This window comes from Propionispora hippei DSM 15287, from assembly GCF_900141835.1.
Classification (GTDB): Bacteria; Bacillota; Negativicutes; order Propionisporales; family Propionisporaceae; genus Propionispora; species Propionispora hippei.
The window spans coordinates 34,323-57,520 of sequence record NZ_FQZD01000009.1 but is presented as its reverse complement, the minus strand read 5'-3'; the positions used below and the strand labels follow the sequence as shown (position 1 = coordinate 57,520).

Annotated in this window: 23 protein-coding genes; 15 read left to right on the top strand and 8 right to left on the bottom strand. The window is 49.2% G+C overall.

Features of this window, described 5'->3' with window-relative positions:
* Positions 1 to 2: 2 nt before the first annotated feature.
* A complete protein-coding gene (locus F3H20_RS06545; RefSeq protein ID WP_149734145.1) occupies positions 3 to 272 on the top strand; it encodes a hypothetical protein in 270 nt (89 codons plus the stop codon).
* A gap of 297 nt (positions 273 to 569) precedes the next feature.
* Positions 570 to 788 carry a hypothetical protein gene (locus F3H20_RS06540; protein WP_149734144.1) on the top strand — a complete coding sequence of 73 codons (219 nt, stop codon included), beginning with the start codon at positions 570 to 572 and terminating at the stop codon, positions 786 to 788.
* Positions 789 to 962: 174 nt separating this feature from the next.
* Here F3H20_RS06540 and pdxR read toward each other — a convergent pair whose 3' ends face one another.
* Positions 963 to 2,471 carry a MocR-like pyridoxine biosynthesis transcription factor PdxR gene (gene pdxR / locus F3H20_RS06535; RefSeq protein ID WP_149734143.1) on the bottom strand — a complete coding sequence of 503 codons (1,509 nt, stop codon included), beginning with the start codon at positions 2,469 to 2,471 and terminating at the stop codon, positions 963 to 965.
* Positions 2,472 to 2,603: 132 nt separating this feature from the next.
* On the opposite strand from pdxR, the gene F3H20_RS06530 reads away from it, so the two are divergent.
* Positions 2,604 to 3,293: an AzlC family ABC transporter permease gene (locus F3H20_RS06530; RefSeq protein ID WP_223191654.1), complete on the top strand. Its 690-nt coding sequence runs from the start codon at positions 2,604 to 2,606 to the stop codon at positions 3,291 to 3,293.
* Positions 3,283 to 3,606, top strand: a complete 324-nt coding sequence (locus tag F3H20_RS06525; protein WP_149734142.1) for an AzlD domain-containing protein — start codon at positions 3,283 to 3,285, stop codon at positions 3,604 to 3,606. The genes F3H20_RS06530 and F3H20_RS06525 overlap by 11 nt, the downstream gene beginning before the upstream one ends.
* Before the next feature lie 250 nt (positions 3,607 to 3,856).
* Here F3H20_RS06525 and F3H20_RS06520 read toward each other — a convergent pair whose 3' ends face one another.
* Positions 3,857 to 4,411, bottom strand: a complete 555-nt coding sequence (locus tag F3H20_RS06520; RefSeq protein ID WP_149734141.1) for a DNA-3-methyladenine glycosylase I — start codon at positions 4,409 to 4,411, stop codon at positions 3,857 to 3,859.
* Positions 4,412 to 4,737: 326 nt separating this feature from the next.
* On the opposite strand from F3H20_RS06520, the gene F3H20_RS06515 reads away from it, so the two are divergent.
* The 3 genes from F3H20_RS06515 (at position 4,738) to F3H20_RS06505 (ending at position 7,232) form a co-directional block, all read left to right on the top strand.
* A complete protein-coding gene (locus F3H20_RS06515; protein ID WP_149734140.1) occupies positions 4,738 to 4,983 on the top strand; it encodes a hypothetical protein in 246 nt (81 codons plus the stop codon).
* Positions 4,984 to 5,135: 152 nt separating this feature from the next.
* A complete protein-coding gene (locus F3H20_RS06510) occupies positions 5,136 to 5,900 on the top strand; it encodes a serine hydrolase (RefSeq protein WP_149734139.1) in 765 nt (254 codons plus the stop codon).
* A gap of 195 nt (positions 5,901 to 6,095) precedes the next feature.
* Entirely contained in the window at positions 6,096 to 7,232 is a 1,137-nt protein-coding gene (locus F3H20_RS06505) for an HD domain-containing phosphohydrolase (RefSeq protein WP_188128220.1), read from the top strand.
* Positions 7,233 to 7,334: 102 nt separating this feature from the next.
* Here F3H20_RS06505 and F3H20_RS06500 read toward each other — a convergent pair whose 3' ends face one another.
* Positions 7,335 to 7,880, bottom strand: coding sequence for a PadR family transcriptional regulator (locus F3H20_RS06500; RefSeq protein ID WP_149734138.1), 546 nt, complete (start codon positions 7,878 to 7,880; stop codon positions 7,335 to 7,337).
* Between the two features lie 299 nt (positions 7,881 to 8,179).
* Between F3H20_RS06500 and F3H20_RS06495 the strand changes: the two genes are divergently transcribed.
* The 8 genes from F3H20_RS06495 (at position 8,180) to F3H20_RS06460 (ending at position 19,517) form a co-directional block, all read left to right on the top strand.
* The gene (locus F3H20_RS06495) at positions 8,180 to 10,174 is read left to right on the top strand and encodes an oxidoreductase (protein ID WP_149734137.1); all 1,995 of its coding nucleotides are present in this window, start codon (positions 8,180 to 8,182) and stop codon (positions 10,172 to 10,174) included.
* 189 nt (positions 10,175 to 10,363) lie between these two features.
* A complete protein-coding gene (amrA, locus tag F3H20_RS06490) occupies positions 10,364 to 11,749 on the top strand; it encodes an AmmeMemoRadiSam system protein A (RefSeq protein ID WP_149734136.1) in 1,386 nt (461 codons plus the stop codon).
* Positions 11,746 to 12,573 carry an AmmeMemoRadiSam system radical SAM enzyme gene (gene amrS / locus F3H20_RS06485; protein WP_149734135.1) on the top strand — a complete coding sequence of 276 codons (828 nt, stop codon included), beginning with the start codon at positions 11,746 to 11,748 and terminating at the stop codon, positions 12,571 to 12,573. The genes amrA and amrS overlap by 4 nt, the downstream gene beginning before the upstream one ends.
* A 254-nt stretch (positions 12,574 to 12,827) precedes the next feature.
* Positions 12,828 to 13,700 (top strand): type I methionyl aminopeptidase, encoded by an 873-nt coding sequence (map, locus tag F3H20_RS06480; protein ID WP_149734134.1) that lies wholly within the window; start codon positions 12,828 to 12,830, stop codon positions 13,698 to 13,700.
* A gap of 172 nt (positions 13,701 to 13,872) precedes the next feature.
* Complete coding sequence (locus F3H20_RS06475; protein WP_149734133.1) at positions 13,873 to 15,069, top strand: acyltransferase family protein; 1,197 nt, start codon at positions 13,873 to 13,875, stop codon at positions 15,067 to 15,069.
* 136 nt (positions 15,070 to 15,205) lie between these two features.
* Complete coding sequence (locus F3H20_RS06470; RefSeq protein WP_149734132.1) at positions 15,206 to 16,429, top strand: capsular polysaccharide export protein, LipB/KpsS family; 1,224 nt, start codon at positions 15,206 to 15,208, stop codon at positions 16,427 to 16,429.
* Positions 16,430 to 16,712: 283 nt separating this feature from the next.
* Entirely contained in the window at positions 16,713 to 17,744 is a 1,032-nt protein-coding gene (locus F3H20_RS06465) for a hypothetical protein (protein ID WP_149734131.1), read from the top strand.
* Positions 17,745 to 18,167: 423 nt separating this feature from the next.
* Complete coding sequence (locus F3H20_RS06460) at positions 18,168 to 19,517, top strand: FAD-binding oxidoreductase (RefSeq protein ID WP_149734130.1); 1,350 nt, start codon at positions 18,168 to 18,170, stop codon at positions 19,515 to 19,517.
* A gap of 62 nt (positions 19,518 to 19,579) precedes the next feature.
* Here F3H20_RS06460 and F3H20_RS06455 read toward each other — a convergent pair whose 3' ends face one another.
* From F3H20_RS06455 to F3H20_RS06435, 5 genes are all read right to left on the bottom strand, one after another.
* Positions 19,580 to 19,951, bottom strand: a complete 372-nt coding sequence (locus F3H20_RS06455; protein WP_149734129.1) for a PTS glucitol/sorbitol transporter subunit IIA — start codon at positions 19,949 to 19,951, stop codon at positions 19,580 to 19,582.
* Positions 19,952 to 19,980: 29 nt separating this feature from the next.
* Complete coding sequence (gene srlE, locus F3H20_RS06450) at positions 19,981 to 20,997, bottom strand: PTS glucitol/sorbitol transporter subunit IIB (protein ID WP_149734128.1); 1,017 nt, start codon at positions 20,995 to 20,997, stop codon at positions 19,981 to 19,983.
* Between the two features lie 47 nt (positions 20,998 to 21,044).
* Positions 21,045 to 21,563 carry a PTS glucitol/sorbitol transporter subunit IIC gene (gene srlA, locus F3H20_RS06445; protein ID WP_091750807.1) on the bottom strand — a complete coding sequence of 173 codons (519 nt, stop codon included), beginning with the start codon at positions 21,561 to 21,563 and terminating at the stop codon, positions 21,045 to 21,047.
* A 97-nt stretch (positions 21,564 to 21,660) separates the two neighbouring features.
* The gene (locus tag F3H20_RS06440) at positions 21,661 to 22,041 is read right to left on the bottom strand and encodes a transcriptional regulator GutM (RefSeq protein ID WP_316842693.1); all 381 of its coding nucleotides are present in this window, start codon (positions 22,039 to 22,041) and stop codon (positions 21,661 to 21,663) included.
* 16 nt (positions 22,042 to 22,057) lie between these two features.
* Positions 22,058 to 23,023, bottom strand: a complete 966-nt coding sequence (locus F3H20_RS06435) for a sugar-binding transcriptional regulator (RefSeq protein WP_149734127.1) — start codon at positions 23,021 to 23,023, stop codon at positions 22,058 to 22,060.
* Positions 23,024 to 23,198 lie beyond the last annotated feature (175 nt).

The window sequence follows — 23,198 nt, the reverse complement described above, 5'->3', positions numbered from 1 at the left end:
TTATGAAACAAAATGTTTTTGCCGACGGCATTGGGGCCGTTCATATTACCGGAAATCTGGTGCGCTTCGACCTGGCTGTTAAGCAGCCCGGCGAAGCAAATGGTCAGTTGGAGGTTACTCACCGACTGATTATGCCCCTGGACGGCTTCGTCAGCGCCTTTAACCTGCAGGAACAGGTGATCCGCCAGTTAACCCAGAACGGTGTATTGGTTGATGGCCGGAGCTTCCCGGCGCAGCCTCAAACTCAGGCTGAAATACAAGAAGCTGAATAAACGACAGCAACGAACTCCAGGCGGAAGTTCATTGTTGAAAACTTTGCTTACGAGTAATTGACAAATTTAAAGCTGTAAAGGCATGGCGGGGCTGTTTTTCTACGGCAAGACGACGGCAAGGGGCATACCGGACGTATGTCAATTGACAAAAATGCCGGGCGATGGGAAAGGGCCCGCCATGTTTTACAGAAGTAGGTTTGACAAGGCTCTCCGGGTAAAAGCAGTAGATATTATTAGGTGATGTACGGTACCAATAACTTGTTTGGGTATAAGTGATGCTTTCCTGAGCAGGAAAAAATGGATAAGCTCATTAGGCAGAATGCTGATGATGTGCACCGCTACGAAAGACAGCCCATTTTAAATCGGCTTGGTCAGGTTGTGGCCTATGAATTGCTCTTTCGTTCGGGACAGAGGTCGGTTTATGATGCGCCAGATGGTGATGAGGCTACAGTTCCGAATATTTATTTACAATCGCTCCAGTGGACAGAAGAGCTTTTCAATCAAACACTGAGATGACTTCTTGAACATTCTAAAACCACAATTGACAAAAGAAAGGAGTTTCGTCCAGACATAACAAGTCGTAGACGAACTCCTTTTAATTTTTTTGAGTTGAGTATTGCCGTTTTTTGATGGGATTGCGGACGTGGGAGATAGTTCATTTGATTTTTCTTTATTGTTTTTCCGTGAATGTCAGATCAAGGGACGAACGTTGGTGTCTGCCGCCAGCGGTGCGTTGGCGGCGCCGGACGCTAAAATTTTGGCCAGCCGCCGGACACCCTCAGTCAGGCGGGCTTCGTCGTGCGTTACAAAGCAGAGCCGAATATAGGGACTGTCCGGCTGGTTTAGATAAAAAGCTTCACCGGGGACAAAGGTAACGCCGGCGGCAGCGGCGTGGCGCAGCAGCTCAGCCGGGGATGCTGGCGGGCGAACCTTGCACCACAGATAGAAACCGCCGGCCGGCAGGGTAAAATCCAAATGAGCCGGACAGTATTGCTGGATTGCTCCGGCCAGGGCGTCGCGGCGCTTTTTATATTCCCGGCGGACTACGGCGAGATGTTGGGCCAGGTAGTCCTGCCGGAGGCAGGCGTGGAGAATGATTTGGGACAGGTTGTTGCTGTGCAGATCGATATACTGTTTTTCCTGGGCTAACCGGTTAATGACCGGCGGTGGGGCGGTTATCCAGCCAGTCCGCAATCCGGGGAACAGTATCTTGGAAAAGGTGCTTAAATAAATAACTCCTCCGTAGGTATCCAGACTTTTGAGAGTAGGCGGCGGTTGTTGTCCGTAATATAGCTGGCTGTACGGATCGTCTTCCACAATAGCAAGCCGATAGCGGGCGGCTAAGCGGATTAATTCCTGGCGCTGGGCTAAGGACATGACCCGGCCGGCCGGGTTCTGAAAGGTTGGGATGGTGTAGAAGAATTTGGGACGATAGCGGATCAAATAATCCTCAAGTACGGCTAGATCGAGAGTGTCGGATTGCGGCAGGCACAGAATACGGGCTCCGGCAGCCTCCAGCAGCTGGATGGTACCAAGATAGGTCGGCGATTCCACAATGACATAATCCCGTGGCTCAACCAAAGCCTTCACCAGGAGGTAAAGGCCTTGCTGAGAGCCGGAGACGATAAGGACGTTGTCCGGGCTAGTCGGGATCCCCAGTGTGGTTTGCCAGGCAGCGAGGGAATGCCTTAGCGGGGAATAGCCTTCAATAGATATGTGGCCGAAGGTTTCCTTTGGCAGGTCCGGATACTGGTTGATCAGGTTTTCCAGGATAGTGAGGTCGTAGAGCTGTGGGTCGGGCATGCCGGCAGCAAAAGAAATGGTGTCATCCGCCGTGGGCGATGAGACCAGCGAGCGAAGCAGAGAAGCTAAAGGGGATTTGTAGGGAGGGCTGAATAGTTGCTCCCAGGGCATATTGCCGGTGTTGCCGTCACCGGCACTTAGCTCGGCAATATAGGTTCCGCTGCCGACACGGGTGGTTACCAGACCGTTTTCCTCCAGCAGCCGGTAGGCGTTGATGACGGTGGTGCGGCTTACCTTGAGCAGGCTGGCGAGTTCCCGCTCCGGCATCAGTTTGGTATGGGACGGCAGCGTGCATTCTTTGATTTTGGCTGCCAGGCTGTTGGCTAGCTGCAGGTACATTGGAGCGGTTGCCTGTTGATCGATTCGAATACCACTTAGTATTTTGGCTATGTCCATTTTCGGCATTCTCCTTTTAATTAAATAATTGGTATCCTTTTATTGTTATATTGGATATTTACAATTATATTCCTGCCGGCTATGATGGATAAAAACACTAGATGAAATAGTCCGTGGCTGGGGGGAGAAACAGTGAAAATTACAGAGTTAACGGAAGGGATTAAAGACACCCTGCCGATTATGGTGGGCGTCGTCCCGTTTGGCCTGGCCTATGGGATTGTGGCGCAATCAATTGGGCTTACGCCTGGTGAAACGCTGCTGATGTCCTTGCTGGTGTTTGCCGGGGCAGCTCAGTTTATCAGTTTACCGATGTTTGCCGAGGGGGCGGGTATGACCATGATTGCCCTGACGGCACTATTAATCAATCTGCGTCATTTGCTGATGGGACTTTCCCTTGTTCCCCATATGACCGGCTTATCTTTGCCGCATAAGGCATTGCTTACCTTTGGCATGGCCGACGAAACCTATGCGGTGACGATTAGCCGGGCACAGACCGGCGGCTATAGTGCCGCGTATCAATTAGGCAGCAATATGACCGGCTATGTCACCTGGGTTTCATCCACAGTCGGGGGGATTTTTCTTGGCAGCCGTATCAGCGATCCGCTTTCCTGGGGTCTTGATTTTGCCATGCCGGCCACTTTTCTGGCTCTCCTAATTCCCCGGCTCACCGACAAGCGCAATCTGCTGGTGTGCCTGGTCGCTGCGGGCGTCAGTATCGCCGCAGCCATTAGCATAGCGGGGAAGTGGTATATTATTATTGCCTGTTTAACGGCTGCCGTAGTTGGCGGCGTATTAGAAAGGGGAGAAACTGATGCGGACTGAGATCGTTATTACCATTATCATGATGGCGATTGCCACTTTCGCTACCCGCTTTGCCAGCCCGGCTATTCTGGGGGCTGCCGGGATTCCTGCCTGTTTCAAGCGGTTTCTGAAATATGTGCCCACGGCTATCCTGACTGCACTCATCGCGCCGACCCTATTGGCGCCGCATGGCTATGTCGAAGTTTCACCTCATAACAGCTATCTGATTGCCGGTGCTATAGCGGCTCTGTTGGCCTATCTCCGACAACCACCCTTGGTAACTATGAGTGGCGGCATGGCGGTGATGCTTGGCTTGCGGGTCTTTAATTTTTGAAAAACTTGAGGGCAGAGGGTATAAGCTTTTTAGAGAACCTCTGTTTTTATGAAGCTAATGTCGGACGCGCAGTGTGAATACATCCGTAATCTCTCAGCGATAAAAAAGCCTCAATCTTTTGTTCACCAAAAGATTGAGGCTTTTGTCTGCCATTATGATTGTCGTCAATTGACCGGACTCTTGGGGCGGGCCTTCTGATCTTTCGCTGTGACGTTGCTACGGATAGAAGGAATACTGTATTTGCCGGCTATTAACCGTGCAAAAAACAATCAGTGGTGTGGTCGTTGACCATGCCGGTAGCCTGCATGAAGGCGTAGCAGATGGTGGAACCGACAAAATTAAATCCCCTTTTGCGCAGTGCCTTGCTCATTGCATCTGAGTCAGGAGTGGTTGCCGGAACCTCGCTGATCTGCTGCCAGTGATTGATTTTGGGCTGGCCGCCGACAAATTGCCAGATGAAGTCACTAAAACTGCCGTATTCTTTCTGAACAGCCAAAAATTGTTGAGCATTTTGAATTGTCGCCTTAATTTTTAACCGGTTGCGGATAATGCCCGGATTGGCCATAAGTTGTTCGATTTTGGCATCGTCATATTGGACGATTTTTGAGGCTGAGAAATTGTCAAAAGCCTCCCGGAAGTTTTCCCGTTTACGCAAAACGGTAATCCAACTCAGCCCGGCTTGCATGCCTTCCAGGATCATCATTTCAAATAGCTTTTGATCATCATAGCAGGGCTGACCCCATTCTTCGTCATGATAACAGATGTATAAGGGCTCCTCGGTAACCCAAGCGCATCGTGTTGGCATCTTGCTCCTCCTGATTGAGGCGGCTGTCGCCGCGATTTTTTACAGACTTGTCCGCTGCCGTAATTAGTTGTTATGAAATCTATTATATCATTACCGACTATTGAAGCGGTCTATATGATGTTAATTTATAAAAATTTTAAGGAATCTTTAAGACGGTTTTAGATTCTCTTTTTACAATGAGGATAAGGCAGCCGGGAACAGGCGCTGTTACATGACTGAGAGTTGCCGGAGAACTTCCGTTAAGGAGGGATACGGTTGAATCTTAGATAACCTGTGACCAGGAACAAGGAAAAGGAGCTGTTTTGTTATGAGATTATTTAATTTTTTTGATTTGTTTTCGGAAAATTGGCGGGAACATCGCCGCCACCGCCATGGACATCATCGTGGACCAGGTTATCAACGGAATCTGTCTAGATTCTATGGCGAAAGTCCTGCGCGGGATCAGGCAGCAGGGAAAGCAAAGGAATGTCCGCTTTGTAAGAATCATTGCAGCCTGTCGTCACCCCAATGTGAGCGGGGCCGGCAATATGCTGAGGGATTATAAAAAGGCTTATGTAAACCGGCCTTTATGAGATGAAGTGAATGAAAAGAAGCATTCCCGGCACGTCGCATGAGTGGCTTGCCATATGGAATTATTGGTGAGAATAGTAAAGTTTAACCGTTTGTCTTATTTTAATCATAAGTTTGCTCCATAATAACAGAGAATAAGTAATGGGGTGGATTTATGATAAAAAAGACAGTGGCGGTATGTTTGCTGCTGAGCGCAATGACTGTAAATGGCTGGACTGCACCGGCGCTTAACAAAGAAATTGCCAAAGACTTGCAGGGCTTTCAAGGCAAGGCCGGTGTGTACGCCAAGAATTTGAACACAGGAAAGACCATCCAATTCAATCAAGATGAGGTTTTTCCCACGGCCTCAACCAGTAAACTGCTGGTTGCGCTGGCTACTTACAAATATCTGTATCCCAGTGCCGAAACATACAAAAAGGAGCAATACGATCAATATATTGAAGCCATGATGACCGTAAGCGACAATGACTCCTTTTATGCTTTGCTCGGTGAATTTGACAGCAACCATGCCGATACCCTTAGTAAAGTTACCAAAGACCTGCGGTTACAGCGGACACTGATCCATAATGAAAAGGCCTATCAGCAGTACCAGTATCATAGTGTAACCACGCCCCTGGAAATGGCCAAGGTGTTTGAGCGGATTTATTCGGACTCCTACCTGGACAAAACAAAATCGGAGCAATTAAAAGACGAGTTGGCCAACTCTATTTTTCATGATGAAATTCCCCGCTATATGTTGACGCCGGTATTCCATAAGGTCGGTGAGCTGGACGACGTGCTTTGCGACGTAGGAGTTATTCAGGACGGACACGATCCTATCTTGATCAGCTTCTATACTTCTGCCGCTGATCACCGGTACTCCAGCGACTTTATAGCGGCAGAGTCGGCTAAGCTGTATAATGCGCTGCGAAGAAAATAGGAGGCGCATGTTGTGAAATATCGCTGCAAATTGACATCGCCGGTGGAAAACGGGATAATAATTCTCCTTTAACAGGGACTACTTCCTTTTGTCAGTTTATGTTATACTTTACTTGTAAACTTTGGTAATTATTCCGGAGTGTTAAGGAACAAGCGTATGACAACCTGAGGGAATAAGACGAAAGGAGTATCGGTTATGCTTCAAAATAACAATACCTCCGCGCTCGTCGAACCCGATGCCTGCGCACCAGCGCTTCATATTATGGAGGAATTGCTTAAGGTCGTGCAGCAGCTTTCCGCTACCCATGATTTACAGGCGGTAATGGATATTGTCCGCCATTCGGTACGGGAACTTACCGGTTCGGATGGGGCTACCTTTGTCTTACGGGATGGAGAATTTTGCTATTATGCAGAGGAAGATGCCATTACTCCGCTGTGGAAAGGGCTGCGTTTTCCCATGGAGATTTGCATCAGCGGCTGGGTTATGCGCAACCGCCAGCCTACTATTATTGAAGATATTTATCATGATGACCGGATTCCGATTGATGTATATCGCAAAACCTTTGTGCGCAGCCTGGCCATGGTGCCGATTAAAACAAACGATCCAATCGGTGCCATTGGCTGTTATTGGTCCAAAGTATGCCGACCTACGGCGGAACAGGTACAGGTGCTCCACGTGCTGGCCGACACGGCGGCCATTGCCATGGATAATATCGGCTACCAGGAAAGCATCGCCAGCCAGGCGCGACAGCTTGAGGAAGCTATCGACGGAACACTGTTGACGGTGGCAAAGATGGTAGAGTTAAAGGATCCCTATACTTCCGGCCATCAACGGCGGGTGGGTATCCTTTCTTACGATATAGCCTGCGAGTTAGGCTGGGATAAAAAACGCTGTGAAATGCTGCGCCGTGCGGCTATTGTGCATGATATCGGGAAAATCGGCATTCCCGGCGAACTGTTGACGAAGCCGTCCAAGCTTACGCCGCAGGAGTTCGGTCTGATTCAGACCCATGCTGCCATGAGCTACGATATTCTAAAGGATGTGCACTTTCTCATGCCCATTGCGAAGATTATTTTGCAGCACCATGAGCGTTTAAATGGCAGCGGCTATCCGCATGGGCTGACGGGGGAGCAAATTCTGCCGGAGGCCAAGATTATTGCGGTTGCCGATGTCTTTGAAGCGATGACCTCCCACCGTCCTTACCGGCCGGCGCCGGGGATGGATGCCGCTTTGGAGGAACTTTTGCAAAATAAAGGGGTATTGTATGATCCTGGTGTAGTGAATGCCCTTATCCGGTTGGTAAGAGAAAAGAATTATTGTCTTCCCGAATAAGTAAAACAGGAGGCCAAACCAGATGGCCTCCTGTTTTTTTATTGGGATTAGGCGAGGTGAAAAAGTCGATGTGTTAACGTGCGGCAGGCCTTTGTTCGCCGTTTAGCTGCCAAGGAGGGCGATGCTTTCCCGCAGCCAGGTTACATAGGCCTCTTCCCGTAGGATAGCTCCCTGCAGAACGAGATAATCACTGCGCTGTCGGTCGGTCAAGCTGGCCGGGTTGATGCTTCCATACAGCTTTTCTTTATGGTTTTTAAGTATGTACAGTTTTTCCCGGCGTTTAATTAGCTGCGATTGAAATTGTTCGATTCGTTTGCCGAGGGGCAGAGCGTCGGAAAAATAGGTTTTCAGTTTAAAAATATCCTTGGGGGTTGGTTCGAGCGGTTCGTCTTGGTTCAGCCATTGGAGAAAATCCTTTCTGCCGTCAGGGGTGATGGTGTAAAGCTTTTTTTCCAGCTTTTCTCCCTGTGTGACCGTATGGAAGACAACCAGCCCTTCGTCAGCCAGCTTTTTCAACTCGGGATAGATCTGGCTGTGTTTGGCGCTCCAGAAATTACCGAGAGCACTGGCGAATTCTTTGGTGATATCATAGCCGGTTAGCGGACCGCGGTTTAGCAGTCCGAGAATCGCATATTTTAGTGTCCGCATGGGAATACCTCCATTTAAGTGATTTTCATTGTAGCATAATTTAAGGTATCCGCCTAGAGTATTATGTATATTAAAACATGTAACTATTGACATATATATTGGCGGAAAGTATGCTATAAAGAGAAGGGCTATGCTGATCTGGACGTACTGTGCGTCCAGATGGGATTTTCCGTCCGGCTATGTCAGCAAAACCTTGGGGGGGTTCCGGTTTTCCTCTGGATTTTGCTTGCCAGACAAAAGAATCTCTCGTCGTGTTGCTCATAAAATCAGCGATTCTTTGGAGAAGAGGAGGCAGTGTGATGAATTCATATCAACAGTTGTTTACGCCAATTCGTATTGGCAACTGTACGGTGAAAAACCGTTTTGCCATGGCTCCCATGGGACCCTTGGGACTGGCCGACGCTGAAGGCGGTTTTAACCAAAGGGGGATCGACTATTACACGGAACGGGCCAAGGGCGGTACCGGGCTTATTATTACCGGCGTTACCTTTGTCGACAACAAGGTGGAAAAGCATGGCATGCCCAACTGTCCTTGTTCCACCTATAATCCGGTACAGTTTGTCCGTACCGGGCGGGAACTGACGGAGCGTATTCATGCTTACAACGCCAGGATTTTTCTGCAAATGTCCGGCGGCTTTGGGCGGGTTACCATTCCGACCAATCTGGGCGAGTTTCCACCGGTAGCTCCGTCCCCCATCCAGCACCGCTGGCTGGATAAGACCTGCCGCGAATTGACGGTGGACGAAATCCTGTATATTGTAAAACAATTCGGCGAAGGGGCTTATCATGCCAAGCGGGCCGGTTTTGACGGCGTGCAAATTCATGCTGTTCACGAAGGATATCTGATTGACCAGTTTGCTATTGCCCTATTCAACCAGCGAACCGATGAATATGGCGGCAGTCTGGAAAACCGCCTGCGCTTTGCCCGCCAGATTGTGGAGGAAATCAAAAAACGCTGCGGCGCCGATTTTCCGGTCACCTTGCGGTACAGTCCCAAAAGCTTTATCAAGGACTTGCGCGACGGCGCCTTGCCGGGGGAAGTGTTTGAGGAAAAAGGCCGTGACATTCCGGAGGGGATTGAAGCGGCAAAACTGCTGGTCCGGTACGGCTATGATGCGCTGGATGTGGATGTAGGCTCCTATGATGCCTGGTGGTGGAGTCATCCGCCGATGTATCAGGAAAAAGGTCTTTATCGGCCCTATGCCAAGTTAATGAAGGAATCGGTGGACGTACCCATCCTATGCGCCGGCCGGATGGATAATCCCGATATGGCAGCCAGGGCGATTGCCGAAGGTGTCTGTGATATTGTCAGCCTGGGCCGTCCGCTGCTGGCCGATCCCGACTACGTAAATAAACTGCGCAGCGGCCGTACCAAACTGATTCGTCCCTGCCTGTCCTGTCAGGAAGGCTGCATGGGCCGGATACAGGAATACTCGGCGCTCAACTGTGCGGTAAATCCGCATGCCTGCCGGGAACGGGCCACGATGCTCACGCCGGCTCTGCGCCCGAAAAAAGTGCTCATCGCAGGCGGCGGTGCGGCAGGCTGTGAGGCGGCCCGGGTATTAAAGCTGCGCGGCCATGAACCGGTGCTCTACGAGAAGAGCGACCGGCTGGGGGGCAATCTGATTCCCGGCGGCGTACCGGATTTTAAAGAGGACGACCATGCTTTGGCTGCCTGGTATACCGAAACCTTAAAAGCTTTGTCGGTAGAAGTCCACTTGAATACGGCGGTTGATGAGGCTCTTTGTCTGTCCGGTGATTTTGATGCGGTTATTGTGGCAACCGGTTCAACGCCTAAGGTGTTTTCACTGGGGGATGATAACAAAGTCTTTACGGCGGCCGAAGTGTTGCTGGGGAAAAAGGATCCCGGGGCCAATACGGTGATCATTGGTGGCGGACTGGTAGGCTGTGAACTGGCTTTATGGTTGAAGGAACAAGGAAAACAGGTAACGATTGTGGAGGCCTTGCATAAGCTGCTGGCTGTCAATGGACCGCTTTGCCATGCTAACAGTGAAATGCTGGAAAAACTGGTTCCGTTCAAAGACATTGAACTCAAGACCTGTGCTCAGGCGCAAAGCTTTAAGGACGGCGTATTGGAGATAAAAAGAGGACAAGAGACAGAACGGATTGTCTGTGACAGTGTTATTCTGGCCGTGGGGTACCGGGAAAACAATGCACTGTACCAGTCGCTGGAACCCAGGCTGCCTGAGGTTCATCTGCTCGGTGATGCCCGCCGGGTATCAAATATTATGTATGCGATCTGGGACGCTTTTGAAGTGGCCAGTCATTTGTAGCTGTTGCTTAGATAGAAAAAAGATAGTGGCGAGGCCCGCACTGACGATGGCAGTGCGGGCCTTTCTGACTATGTTGCCTGAAATAGCCGGATTTTGATAAAACTGCTGTTGTTTAAGTGGTGAGCGTGATTTTTTACTGTATGTAATTCCCTGCCTGCTCTTATAATAAAGAAAAGGGGGAGATTTTTAATGACGGTTTTAGCTGCGGCCATCGTGCCCCATCCGCCGATTATTTTGCCGGAGGTAGGGCGTGGCGAGGAACAGAAAATTCAAAAGACTATTGACGCTTACCGGGAGGCGGCCCGGCGTATTGCAGTACTGAATCCGGATACGGTTATTATCGCATCGCCCCATGCTACGCTGTACGGGGATTATTTTCATATTTCACCGGGCGAAGGAGCCCAGGGCGGGTTACGTCAATTTGGTATACCTAACCTTACAGTGACTGTAAGCTATGACGGAGAGTTCGTGCAAACCTTGAGCGAAATGGCTGCCCGGCGCGGCTTGCCTGCCGGAACTTTGGGCGAACGGGAAAAGGCACTGGACCATGGTACGTTAATTCCGGTCCGGTTTTTGCAAGAGCAGGGAGTTACCTGCCCGATGGTGCGCATCGGGTTATCCGGCCTGTCACTGCTGGAACACTACCGTTTGGGACAATGCATTGCCGCCGCGGCGGCAAACTTGAACCGGCGAGTGGTTTTTGTCGCCAGTGGTGATTTATCCCATAAGCTAACAGTCGAAGGACCCTATGGCTTTGCCGCCGAAGGACCGGAATTTGACCGGGAGGTAACGGAGGCTATAACCGGGGGAGACTTTCTGCGGTTAATGACCTTCCCGGAGGATTTTTGCGAAGCGGCGGCAGAGTGCGGCCTGCGTTCTTTCGTGATTATGGCCGGCGCTCTGGACGGCAGAACTGTTCAACCGGAATTACTCTCTTATGAGGGGACATTCGGTGTCGGTTATGCGGTGGGGATATTTACTGTCACCGGCAGCGACGACAGCCGCCGGTTTGACGTAAGTTATGAACGGCAGGAACGGGAGCGGCTGAGCCGGATTAAGGCGCAGGAAGACGTTTATGTCCGTCTGGCCCGGCTTTCCTTGGAAACATACCTTAGAACCGGAATGTATGCCAGCTTACCTGACGATTTGCCGGCAGAGCTTCGGCAGCGAAAGGCCGGAGTGTTTGTATCCCTGAAAAAACAGGGACGCCTGCGCGGCTGTATCGGTACGATTTTGCCGGTGACCGAATCGGTTGCTGCGGAAGTTATGCGCAATGCGGTAAGCGCCGGGACGGAAGACCCGCGCTTTGATCCGGTAACCGAACGGGAATTGGCTGACTTAACCTACAGTGTGGATGTCCTGGCCGAGCCGGAAGCCATAGAATCTGCCAATCAACTGGATGTAAAGCGGTACGGTGTTATCGTTACCAGCGGCAGGAAGCGTGGTCTGTTGTTGTCTAATTTGGAAGGCGTAAGAACGGTAAACGAACAAATCAGTATTGCCCTGGAGAAGGCGGGCATAGCTCCGGGACAGCCTTACTCACTGGAACGGTTTGAGGTGGTGCGCCATACATGAGAGTGGTTTGCGGTATTTGTCCCCATGCCTGTTCGCTGGAAGAGGGACAGACCGGTCTTTGCCGGGCCCGGGTTAACTACCGGGGCGAAATCATTTGTGAAAATTACGGCAAGCTGACGGGGATAGCGCTTGACCCGATCGAGAAAAAACCGCTGCGGCGGTTTTTTCCGGGAAGCCTGATTTTATCGGTAGGCAGTTATGGCTGCAATTTACGTTGCCCTTTTTGCCAGAACAGTAATATTGCCCAATGCGGCGGCGAAAAACTGGACATTCTGGAGGTTTCCCCGGAAACGCTGGTAAACAAAGCGCTGGAGTTGAAGCCAGCCGGTAATATCGGACTGGCCTACACTTATAATGAGCCGCTGGTTGGCTATGAATTTGTCCGTGACTGCGCTACACTGGCGGCCGAACAGGGCCTGAAAAATGTGGTGGTTACGAACGGGACTATCTGTGAAAAGCCGCTGCGTGAGCTGTTGCCGCTCATTGACGCCATGAATATTGATCTGAAAGCGTTTAGCGAACGGTTTTATCGCCTGATCGGCGGTGACCTGGCAACGGTGAAGCAAACGATCGAGCTTGCCAGTAAAGCCTGCCATGTGGAAGTGACAACTCTGATCGTGCCGGGAGAAAATGACGACGAGGCAGAAATGGAGGCGCTCGCAGCCTGGCTGGCATCGCTCAGGCCGGACATAGCGCTCCATGTGACTCGCTTTTTCCCGCGATGGCAGATGGCAGAACGGCAGCCTACCCCGCTGGATACAGTGCACCGGTTGGCCAGAGTGGCCCGCAGGCACCTGCAACAAGTGTATGAGGGGAATTGCTAGAGAATGTACCTTAACCCAAGAATGATGGTATAGTTTCAAGGATTGTTTAAGTAGGAGAGCCCGGTTCGAAGAAATCAACGCGGTTTTTTGATTGGATAAAAGGAAACGTCCCTGTTTTGACGCTGTTTTGGACAAGCCGTCTCCTTTGAGTAGGCAAGTTAGCCCTGGGCTGCATCGGAGCTGTTGCGATGTAACCCAGGGCTGTTTATATTGATATATTATACAGAAGATGAGATGAAGAAAGGAGGGATGGCGTGCTTACTGGATTAGACAAAAATGATGTATGCTGGTGCGGCAGTCAAAAAGAATACAAAAAATGTCATGCCGATTTTGACGAAAGGGTTGCCCGCTACAAAAAGCGGGGGCATCTGGTTCCGTCGAGACAAATGATCAAGAATCCGCTCCAAATAGCAGCAATCCGAGAGAGCGGCAAAGTGAATACGGCCGTTTTGGATACAGTGGCAGAGTATGTCCGGGCAGGAATTACTACGGAGGAAATTGACCGGCTCGTCTATCAAAAAGCGGTAGAATTGGGGGGAGTACCCGCACAGCTTGGCTACAAGGGATTTCCCAAAAGTGTGTGTACGTCGCTAAACAATCAGGTGTGCCATGGAATTCCTTCCCCGCGAACAGTATTGTACGATGGCGATATTATAAATGTTGATGTTTCAACAATATACAAAGACTATTTTTCGGACTCTTCCCGGATGTTCTGCGTAGGGAAGGCAACAAAAGAGGCCCGGCGGCTTGTCCGGGTTGGGCAGGAATGTGTTGTTTTGGGTTTGAAGCAAGTACGACCATGGGGCTTTCTTGGCGATCTGGGTCAGGTTATACAGGAACATGCCGTGAAACATGGCTATTCAGTTGTGAAAAAAATAGGCGGACATGGAATCGGTTTGCGCTTTCATGAACCTCCCTGGATTGGCTATGAAGGAAAAGCTAATACCGGGATGCTGCTGGCTCCTGGCATGATCTTTACTATAGAACCGATAATCAACGCCGGCAAAGCGTCAATATATTTAGATAAGAATGGCTGGACCTATTACACAGAAGATGACAGCTTATCGGTGCAGTGGGAAGTCATGATGTTGGTGACCGAGGACGGATATGAGGTAATGGCATACTGATAATAAGTCAGGCGTTTACCGTTTAAACAACGGAGTTTAGAAAGGCTGCTCGATGGATAATCAAACAGCAAGCCGTCTTTTTTGGACGGCTTGCTGTTTGTTCTTTCGTTTGACCAGGCTAGGGGATATAATGGAATTGTGAAAATGTAAATTATTTGAAAGAGGTGCTGGAATGAATACGCGTTCTGAAAGCAAGGATATCCGTTGGACGACTGGCGGTACCAGGTTGTATTTTATGGATAATATTCGCTGGCTGATGATTATTTTTGTGGTATTGATGCATCTTAACGTCACCTATAGTACGCATGGACTTTGGTATTATACTGAGCCATCCAAAACCCCGCTGGTTGCGGGGCTGTTATTTGCTATATACGGTTTTTTTACCCAGGCATATTTTATGGGTTTGCTGTTCTTTATAGCCGGTTATTTTGTGCCGGGATCACTGGATAAAAAGGGAACCGGTCAATTTATTAAGGACAGGCTGCTGCGTCTGGGAATCCCTACGCTAAGTTACATGCTGTTCATTAACCCCATTGCCTTATTCGTTGTAGGAGCCTTTCAGCATAACAATCTGTCCTATCTTTCCTGGTATATACACTATATTTCTTCTTTAGAATTTCTTAGCAGTTCAGGTCCTTTGTGGTTTGCTTTGGCTCTTTTGGTGTTTTCCCTTGTCTATGCCCTGCTGAGGCATATTTCATTTTTTCCGCCTATGCCTGCGTATCTAAAACAAGCCAAGTCAATTAAGAATTCCTGGGTTCTTTTTGTCATGGCAATTATGGCAATTGTTGCTTTTCTAATACGTCTGGTTCAGCCGGCAGGGGTGCCGCTGTTTAATACTCTGACAGGTAATTTTATGCAAATTGGCTATTTTTCATCTTATATTGTTCTTTTTGCCGTAGGGATTATCTTTAAACGTTGTAATTTACTAAGTAAGCTTTCGTATACATTTGGCAAACGCTGGTTTATCCTAACGTTGGTCTTGGGATTCCCAGCGTGGTTTGGACTGATTATCGGGGGTAATATTGTAAAGAACGGGGCGGCCTTTGCCGGTGGCTTTTATTGGCAGGCAGCAGCCAGCGCGATCTGGGAGTCGTTTTTTTGTGTAGGGGTTTCTTTGGGGATCGTTGCTATTTTTCAACACAAATACAATACGCAGGGAGCGGTCAGTAAATTTCTCGCCGATAATGCTTTTGGCGTCTACGTTTTTCATGCGCCGATTGTAGTCGCGATCACTATGGCATTGCGGGAGTTCAGTCTGAATCCGTTGGTAAAGATGTATGCAGTGGCCATCCTGGTTCTGCCGGTTTGTTTTGCTTTTAGTTTTTTCCTGCGGAAAATAACATGGATAAAGCGATTTTTTTCGTAATTCAAAAGATAATGGGAGGAAAGTAGAAAATTGCCCTTTGCTTTTTGCGTGAGTTTTTAAACGAGCTGTGTATCACAGCGCTGTGTGTTTGGCATGCTAAGAGAGTAGAGAAAAGGAAAGTCATGGAGGATTATTTTTGGAGAGCCAGGATAAGCCGTCAATTTTGTTCATATCGCTCAATCGCCATCAACGGCAGTATTATAGTCAATTGGGCGCAGCGCTGCGTGATGCCTATCATGTTCATCACGTCCACTATAGTTTAGCCGATTTTTCCGGTGCGCTGGTAAAGCCCGAATTGCCGAAAGCAGTGACGTTTACCGGTGAAGAATTAATGGATGTTATTCATTTTTCCCTGATAAAGGGTGAACTGCGCCGATTTAAAGGTTTTCGTGGCTGGATGCATTCGCGGCAGGTTCTGGAGAACCGGGCTTATTACGCTACTCTCTATTTTTATAACTATATGTGCCGTGTGGCGGTTGATCTTGTTTGTGTCTGGAATGGCCTAAATATTCCTGTGGCAGCCGCCATGCGGGTGGCAAGAAAGCTTGGCAAGAAGACGGCTTTTTTTGAAAATGGCTATCTCCCCGATACGACTACGCTTGATCCCTGGGGAGTTAATTATAAAAATAGTCTGGCCGGTAAAGCGCGTTCTTTTTATGATGCCGTCGTTCCTGACGAACGGCTGCTTGCCGATCTGTATGCTGCTGGTCCTGCCGGCCGCGGACTAAAGAAAAAATGGTATCAAAAGGTAGGTGAGCAGCAAAACCGCCAACCGGAAGCGGTTCAGTTGCCAGCCAAGTATATTTTTCTTCCCTTTCAGGTCCATGATGATACACAGGTTCTGCTGTATTCTCCGTACATCCGGTCAATGGAAGAACTGGTGCGGTATGTGGTGCATGGGGTAAAACAATATAACCGGCTTCACCGGGTGGATGTTTGGATCGTTGTTAAAGAACATCCTTCCGACTTTGGCCGTGTCGATTATTCTCAATTAAAGAAGAAATATCAATATGATAATATTATATTTTTGCGGTTCTATCCCACCGCCGATTTGATTGCCAAAGCCCAGGGAGTTATTACCATCAACTCCACCGTGGGCATTGAGGCGTTAGTCCGGCATAAGCCGGTGATTACGCTGGGTGATTCGTTTTACAACATAGAGGGATTGGTATATCATGTGGTAAACCCCGATAAAATGGCGAAAGCTATCCGGTTTATATATAATGAACCGGATCATGCGTTGATAGACAGGTTCCTCTATTATTTACGTTATTGCTATCTGATAGCCGGTTCCTGGCGGCACCCCACGGCAGAGCATTATGAGAATGTTGCCGGTAAAATCATAGAAATACTGCATTGAAAATGGTGATCAATAGGGAGACAGTAGGTTTAGTTGCCGGGCAAAAATAAGAAAAGAAATATTTTAGAAGAAAATTATTCCTAAACTATTGCAAATGATTTCCCTCTATGCTACATTTACTAAATATAAAGCAAAGAAGCTTTAGGACCAATCCTGGGGCTTCTTTGCTTTTTTGTCCTCTGTGGGCACATATAAAACAATAAAAATACCACTCGAGGGCCGGTTAGCAGCTAAAAGGTAGTACTAACCGCGAAATCATTCTATTTTATTTGGAGGAGTTATTATGAAAAAATCACTACTTATGGCCTTGACCGCCAGCCTTGTTCTGACCGGGGTAGGCACAGCCTTTGCTGCCGACGACGCAGTAAAAATTGACGGCACCATCACTCTCCATTACCGGACACAGCACGATCCGCAACGTACAGGGGATAAAACAAGAAATTCCTTTAAGTCAACGGTTACGTTGAATGCCGAAGCACCCATTGCCAGCAATTTAGATGCATATGCCCGTTTTACTTACCAGAATATCAGTAAAGACAGCGGAAATTTTGCCAAAGATTTTATTGGTGCTGCTGATGATAATAACAATGCGGCCCTTGATGCGTTTGGGCTGAAATACAGCAATGCCGGCTACAGCTATGTGATTGGTTCCCAGGCACTGACCTTGGGCGGCGGCATTGCTTATGACAACGGCTTTATCGGCAAACATGCCTTGCCGTATGCCGTAAATGTCAGCAAGAAGGTAGGTGCCGTTAATCTAAATACTATTGCGGCTAAAACAAACTACCAGGATGGCAAGGATGACGACAAGTTCTATGTGTTGCAGGGAACGACGGCGGTAAGTGATAAAGCTACCGTAGGCGCTATGCTGGCACAAGTGAATTATGGCAAAGATACAGTGGCACAGTGGAATTTAAAGACCGATGATGTAACACTTTTTAGTGTGTATGGTACCCGGCAATTGAGTGACCGGACCAGCCTTTCGGCCGAATACTTAAAAAGCAGCGTTTCTTATGCGAACCAGGGTTTCCAGGCCAATGTAACCCGCAAATTGGATGACAAAAACAAGCTGACAACAGGTGTCTACTATATTCAGGATCAGGCTAATATTTTTGATTACAATTTGGCTGATATGTCGGGAACGCCAAATAGCAATACTAAGGGTGGTTTGATTATTTGGAACCATACTTTCGATAAAAATACTAGCCTGACGGTTGGCGATTTTAACTATAAAGTATTGGATAAAAGTGCGACTAGCCAAACAGTAACCAGCGATCGCAACCGCTTCTTCACTAATGTTTCAGTAAAATTCTAATAAAAGAAACACAGAAAAAGATGGCTGGAGGGGAAAGATCATCCCTTAGCCATCTTTCCTTTTATATTTTTTAGAGTGCTACAAACTAACAAACCGCCCTGCGCACAGGAACGGTTTATACCGGTGGTGCATACGACCACTGGCTTGTATGTAAAAGGGCTGAACACCCTTTTATAGCTGTATAGGGATTGCCATGCCGTAGCTGACGGAGGAGGGTCAAATCGGCATGGCATTTTATTTACCCTTAGTATACCGCTTAAGGAGGGATGCATTGTTAAGCTGGATTTAAGTATTTGTTAAAAGAGTCGCCAATACCTAAGAGAAGATAGTAAGTTCCGGGGCTAGCCAGGCCTGGTCAGAGTCTGGAGGGACCATAACCAGCAGGTTTACATAGTATATATAAAAAACAAGTAGGTGAATGATTTGGACTGCGAAGGGTTAACTGGGAAAGTTATAGTACCGGGTGATCCAGGTTATGAGCGGGCCAGGCAGGATTATAACAGAGCGATCAGCCAATATCCGGCAATGATCGTATATTGCACTGACTCCCGCGACGTCGCCAACGCTATTTGCCGGGCGGAAAAGGACGGACTGGGACTACGGGTAAGGTCCGGTGGACATGATTATGAGGGGTATTCCAATGGCACCGGCAAACTGGTCATTGACACTTCTTTGCTGAATCAAGTCCGGATAAACTTGCAGGACGCTACGGTAAAAGTACAGGCAGGGACAAGATTGTTGTCATTATATGAACAGCTGTACGAGTATGGTTACGCATTTCCCGGCGGGACCTGCCCGACAGTAGCGATTTCCGGGTTAATCTTAGGCGGCGGGATTGGTCTCTCTACCCGGTATTTGGGATTAACGGCGGATAGTCTGCTTGAGGTAACCATGATTAATTATGCCGGGGAACAGCTTGTGGCCAATCGTCAGTGTAATTCCGATTTGTTTTGGGCGCTTAGGGGAGCTGGCGGCGGAAACTTTGGCGTTGTAACCGACTATACTTTCCGGTTGGAGAAGGTAGATCAAATTACGGTCATTCAGCTTAGGTGGGATAATAATAAAGCGGCCCGAGACCGTTTTATGCCGTTGTGGCAGGAATGGCTGCCCGGACTGGATTGCCGTATGAGCGCATTCGGCGGAATCTACCCGGCCGGTGCCTGGCTGAACGGTTTTTTCTATGGGACTACTGAAACGGCCAGACAGCTCTTGCGTCCTTTCCTGGCTATTCCGGGCTTGACTCTGGAAATCACTATGTATGTTCCCTTTATTGATGCCATAAAGATCATTGGAGCCATTTACCCTAAGAGTGAGACTTTTCAGGCGGCAGGCAGATTCGTTCAGAAAACGCTTTCGAAGGGGCAATTGGATACGCTGATTCATATTATCGAACAAGCTCCTTCCGAACGTGATTCATCCATCCGTGTCTACTCGCTGGGTGGTGCTGTCCGGGATGTCAAAACGGAGGAGACGGCTTTTGCTTACCGGCAGGCTGATTACATTATGGCGCTCATGTCTGCCTGGAAAAAGAAAGATGAAGCAAGGGCCCATCGACGGTGGATCATGCAGGGCTTTTGCTTTATTGAGACATTCACCCGGGGTTCTTATATAAATTTTCCCTATAATAGAACGCAAGGGTATCTGCAGGCCTACTTTGGAAAAAACCTGCCCAGATTGCAGGAGATAAAAGCAGCTTACGATCCTTATAACGTATTCCGGTTTCCCCAAAGCTTACAACCTCCACTGCGAAGCGGCCGTATGAGCAGAGGGTAGCGCTGCTGGCCCTAAACTGGTGTGTCGCAAAAGGACACTGCCTGGCTGCAGTGTCCTTTTGTTTAAAATACTTCTATGGCAGTGCCAACCGTAAAGTCGGCCGGTGTCAGGGCCTCCTCGCCCTCGAGCATAATGCAGCCGGGGCGTTCGGGGGTAGGGCCGCCCTTAAAGCTCAAGGTGCAATGACCCAGCTCCTTCAAGGTATGCATGACCTCGGAGCCGATGGAGGATATGGAGAAGACCTTGCCGCAGATGCTTAGCATATCGCCTGCGGCAAAATCGGCCAATATAGGGGCCGGCTGATGGAGAACGGCCATATCAGCCAACTCCGGCGGCACGCCGTCGTTAAAGATGATGATGCAGTTTAGATCCGCTTCGGTGAGGAACTGCATAGCTTCGGTTCCCCAGCCGGTGATTTCTGAATGATATTTCATGATGATTTCTCCCGTAAATCGAGGTTTGTTTAATACATACCAAAGCTGAACAGAAAAGCGATGAGTACGGAAAGCGGGCCGGTAATCAGGCGGGAATAGAGTACGGCGGGGACGCCCAATTCAATCGTTTCCGAATCGGCTTCGCCAAGACTTAGGCCAACGGGAATAAAATCGCCGCCGACCTGCGCGTTAATGGCGAACAAAGCAGGCAGGGCATATTGAGCGGGAATGTGGCCGAGCCCGATTTCCACGCCCAGCAGTGTTCCTACGACCTGGGCGATGACGGCGCCGGGGCCGATTACGGGCGCTACAAAGGGCAACGAGCATATAATGGAGATGAGCAGCATGCCGGGCAGGGTGCTGGCCAGTGGCGAGACGGTATGAGCTATGACGTTGCCGATGCCGGACACCTGGATAATACCGATGATCATGCTGACAAAGGCCATAAAGGGCAGGATGCTTTTTATCACCATGTCAATGGTTTCGCGGCCGGCCTGATAAAATTTGTTGACCACGCCGCCGACGGCAATGCCGAGACGGGTAATAGCATTTTTCTTTTTCCCGGCGCTCATGGCGGCGATTTCCGCTCTGGCCTGGGCCTTGGTTTTCGGTTCGGCGGGGGAAGCGGGGGCGGTGGCTTGCGCCTGGCTGCCGTCCTTACTGGTTAGGATAGCTCCTTCCGGGGCGTAGCTTATGCAGTTTTCGGTTACATCGGATACATAGAGGGTTTCGGTAATAAATTTGGCCAGAGGACCGACTTTGCCGACCGGTGTGAGATTGACGGTAAAGACATTTTTCTTGGGATATACGCCGCAGCGGGCAGTGCCGGCGCAATCGACGACGGCGACAAACATTTCGCTGTCCGGCACCGCCGTAGTGAAGCCGTCAATGACTTCGCAGCCGGACAGTTCGGCAATCTTGACGGCCAGGGGGTGAATGCCGCCGCCGGTTACACTGACAACCTTATGGCAGGTGTCAGTGGGCATGATGGTTAAAGGGCCGCCCCAGCCGCTGTTTCCCCTGGTTATGGTAATTGCTCGGTACATGGAATCATTCCTTTCTAAGGTCGTAAATTAGGGAGCGATACTGGTTTTTATTTCTCTCTTGCTTTTAATGTGGCATAGATTTTTTCAGTTACCAGACCGCGGATAAAGATGACGATCACGCCAACCAGGAAGTAGCGGACAGCCAGTTCTCCCAAGGGAAAACCCAGGGTGGTAATGCCGGCAGCAATGCCCATGTAGACAAACAGTTCACCGCCGTTAGCATGGGGGAACAAACCGGTTACCGGGTGCAAAAAGCTTACAGTGGCATCGTAATAGGCCGGCTTATGCTTGTTGTCGACGAAACGTCCAAAGCTGTAGCACATGGGGTTGCCTAAAAATAATACGGCCAGGATCGGCAATATGGTGTACCGGGTTACTACGTTTTTCGTTGCGGTTTGCGCCAGGTTATGAATGCGCTCTTCGCCGATTAATTTAATAAAGGCGCTGACGGCGGTCATTAAGATGACGATGAGCGGAATAATTCCGACTACCCAGCCGGAAAAGGTGGTTGCGCCTGCTTTGAAAAGATTCATAAAGCCATTGGCTAGATTTGCTATTAAATCCACGTTGATTTCCTCCATTTTACATGATTTATATGTTGTAAAGATGAGTCATAAACGGAACAAACGGTATCCCGGGCCCTGGGATTCCTGTTTGAACCGCTTATGCCTCAACTGTATTTAACCGTAGAATCAGTGCCTCCAAAGCCTGCAAGTGCGCTTTATAGGCCTTTTGCTGTTTGGCCGGCAGCGCTTGGTACTCGTCGTGCAGCTCATAGATGGTTTTGCCGGTGATCTGCTGTAAGGCTTGAAAGCGGCTGAGAATCGTATAGCCTTCCAGTATTTCGCCGCCGGTAATCCGGCCGTCCTGGTCACAGGCGATGACGACAATATTGCCGGGGGCGAGTTTACCCTTTTTACTGCCGATGCCGACACTGCCCAGCTGGCAGAGACGGCGGACCGTTTTTTTATACTGCCGGACTTGCTGTAGCGTGGCCGCAGCCTGTAATACTAAAATGACAAATAAAGCAAGATAAATCATCATGTACTCCTTATACTTTCTAAAGTGCAAGCAAGGCCGTAGCGCAGTCGAAATCGGTGACCAGCGTATTGATGAAGCCGCCCCTGATGGCACCGCGCACAGCCAGGGCTTTCACCGCGCCGCCGGCGATGCCGATCCGTTTCTGGACTTTCTTTAGCTGTTTAAATGGCATGCCTGCCACCCGGCGGTTAAAGCTCATAAATTGCTCACACTGGCCATCCTGATCATAAAATTGCAGCAGAATATCGCCAACGGCACCAGCTTCGACAAACTTGTCCAGCGTTTCGCCGCTGACATAGCCTGTTTCCATCAGGGTGGAACCGCCGCGCTGAGGGATGCCGATACCCATGATAATTGTGCTGATGCTGCGATAAAGTCTTAATACGCTTTGTACCGATTCTTCCTTCAGAAAGCCTTCCAGAACATTGACATCGGAAAAGATGGCCGGAGAAAAGAACTGGGCACAGTCACCGCCGAATAGCCGGGCAAATTCGCTTGCGATATAGTTGGAGTGAATGTCCAGCCGACTGGCGCCGATACCACCGAGAATGGGTACGAATTTGCAACGGATGGGTTCTTCCAACTGGCGGGCGGCTCGCAGGACGTTTTGCAGGGTCATTCCCATGGAGACGCCGACCACGTCGCCGTCTTCGAGAGTGCGAATCAGAAAATTGACGGTTTCTTTGCTCACGTTGAGACTGATTCGCTCGTTGGCCGTTTCCGCAGGGCTGGGTTCGGCAATAGCGGCTTCCCGCAGGCCGTACCTTTTTTCCAGTTCCCGCTCCAGCTTGCCGAATTTGATATTGTAGGGATTGGTTACTTCGATTTTAACAAATCCCTGTTCCTTACCCAGCTTGAGCATCCGGGATACCGAGGGACGGGAGACGCCTAAATATTCGCTGATGTCCTGCTGGCTGAGCTGATCATCATAGTAGAGACTACAGCATTTAAAAATGAGACGGGGATCGTCGATGAATTTTTTCATGACAGCCTCCTTTGATGAATCATATTATCAATATATCTATATTTGAACAATTGCAAATAATAGCTGTTGCTATCTGAAATGTAAAAAAGTTTGATTTTATCCGAATTATCACTATTCTTATGTATTGCGCGATAGGTAGTTTCTCTGGTCATAATTATAGACCAGGATTATTATT

Coding starts and splice junctions, on each gene's coding strand:
- F3H20_RS06545 (WP_149734145.1), top strand. CDS start 3: ATGAAACAAAATGTTTTTGCCGACGGCATTGGGGCCGTTCATATTACC.
- F3H20_RS06540 (WP_149734144.1), top strand. CDS start 570: ATGGATAAGCTCATTAGGCAGAATGCTGATGATGTGCACCGCTACGAA.
- pdxR (WP_149734143.1), bottom strand. CDS start 2,471: ATGGACATAGCCAAAATACTAAGTGGTATTCGAATCGATCAACAGGCA.
- F3H20_RS06525 (WP_149734142.1), top strand. CDS start 3,283: ATGCGGACTGAGATCGTTATTACCATTATCATGATGGCGATTGCCACT.
- F3H20_RS06520 (WP_149734141.1), bottom strand. CDS start 4,411: ATGCCAACACGATGCGCTTGGGTTACCGAGGAGCCCTTATACATCTGT.
- F3H20_RS06510 (WP_149734139.1), top strand. CDS start 5,136: ATGATAAAAAAGACAGTGGCGGTATGTTTGCTGCTGAGCGCAATGACT.
- F3H20_RS06505 (WP_188128220.1), top strand. CDS start 6,096: ATGCTTCAAAATAACAATACCTCCGCGCTCGTCGAACCCGATGCCTGC.
- F3H20_RS06500 (WP_149734138.1), bottom strand. CDS start 7,880: ATGCGGACACTAAAATATGCGATTCTCGGACTGCTAAACCGCGGTCCG.
- F3H20_RS06495 (WP_149734137.1), top strand. CDS start 8,180: ATGAATTCATATCAACAGTTGTTTACGCCAATTCGTATTGGCAACTGT.
- amrA (WP_149734136.1), top strand. CDS start 10,364: ATGACGGTTTTAGCTGCGGCCATCGTGCCCCATCCGCCGATTATTTTG.
- amrS (WP_149734135.1), top strand. CDS start 11,746: ATGAGAGTGGTTTGCGGTATTTGTCCCCATGCCTGTTCGCTGGAAGAG.
- F3H20_RS06475 (WP_149734133.1), top strand. CDS start 13,873: ATGAATACGCGTTCTGAAAGCAAGGATATCCGTTGGACGACTGGCGGT.
- F3H20_RS06465 (WP_149734131.1), top strand. CDS start 16,713: ATGAAAAAATCACTACTTATGGCCTTGACCGCCAGCCTTGTTCTGACC.
- F3H20_RS06455 (WP_149734129.1), bottom strand. CDS start 19,951: ATGAAATATCATTCAGAAATCACCGGCTGGGGAACCGAAGCTATGCAG.
- srlE (WP_149734128.1), bottom strand. CDS start 20,997: ATGTACCGAGCAATTACCATAACCAGGGGAAACAGCGGCTGGGGCGGC.
- F3H20_RS06440 (WP_316842693.1), bottom strand. CDS start 22,041: ATGATGATTTATCTTGCTTTATTTGTCATTTTAGTATTACAGGCTGCG.
- F3H20_RS06435 (WP_149734127.1), bottom strand. CDS start 23,023: ATGAAAAAATTCATCGACGATCCCCGTCTCATTTTTAAATGCTGTAGT.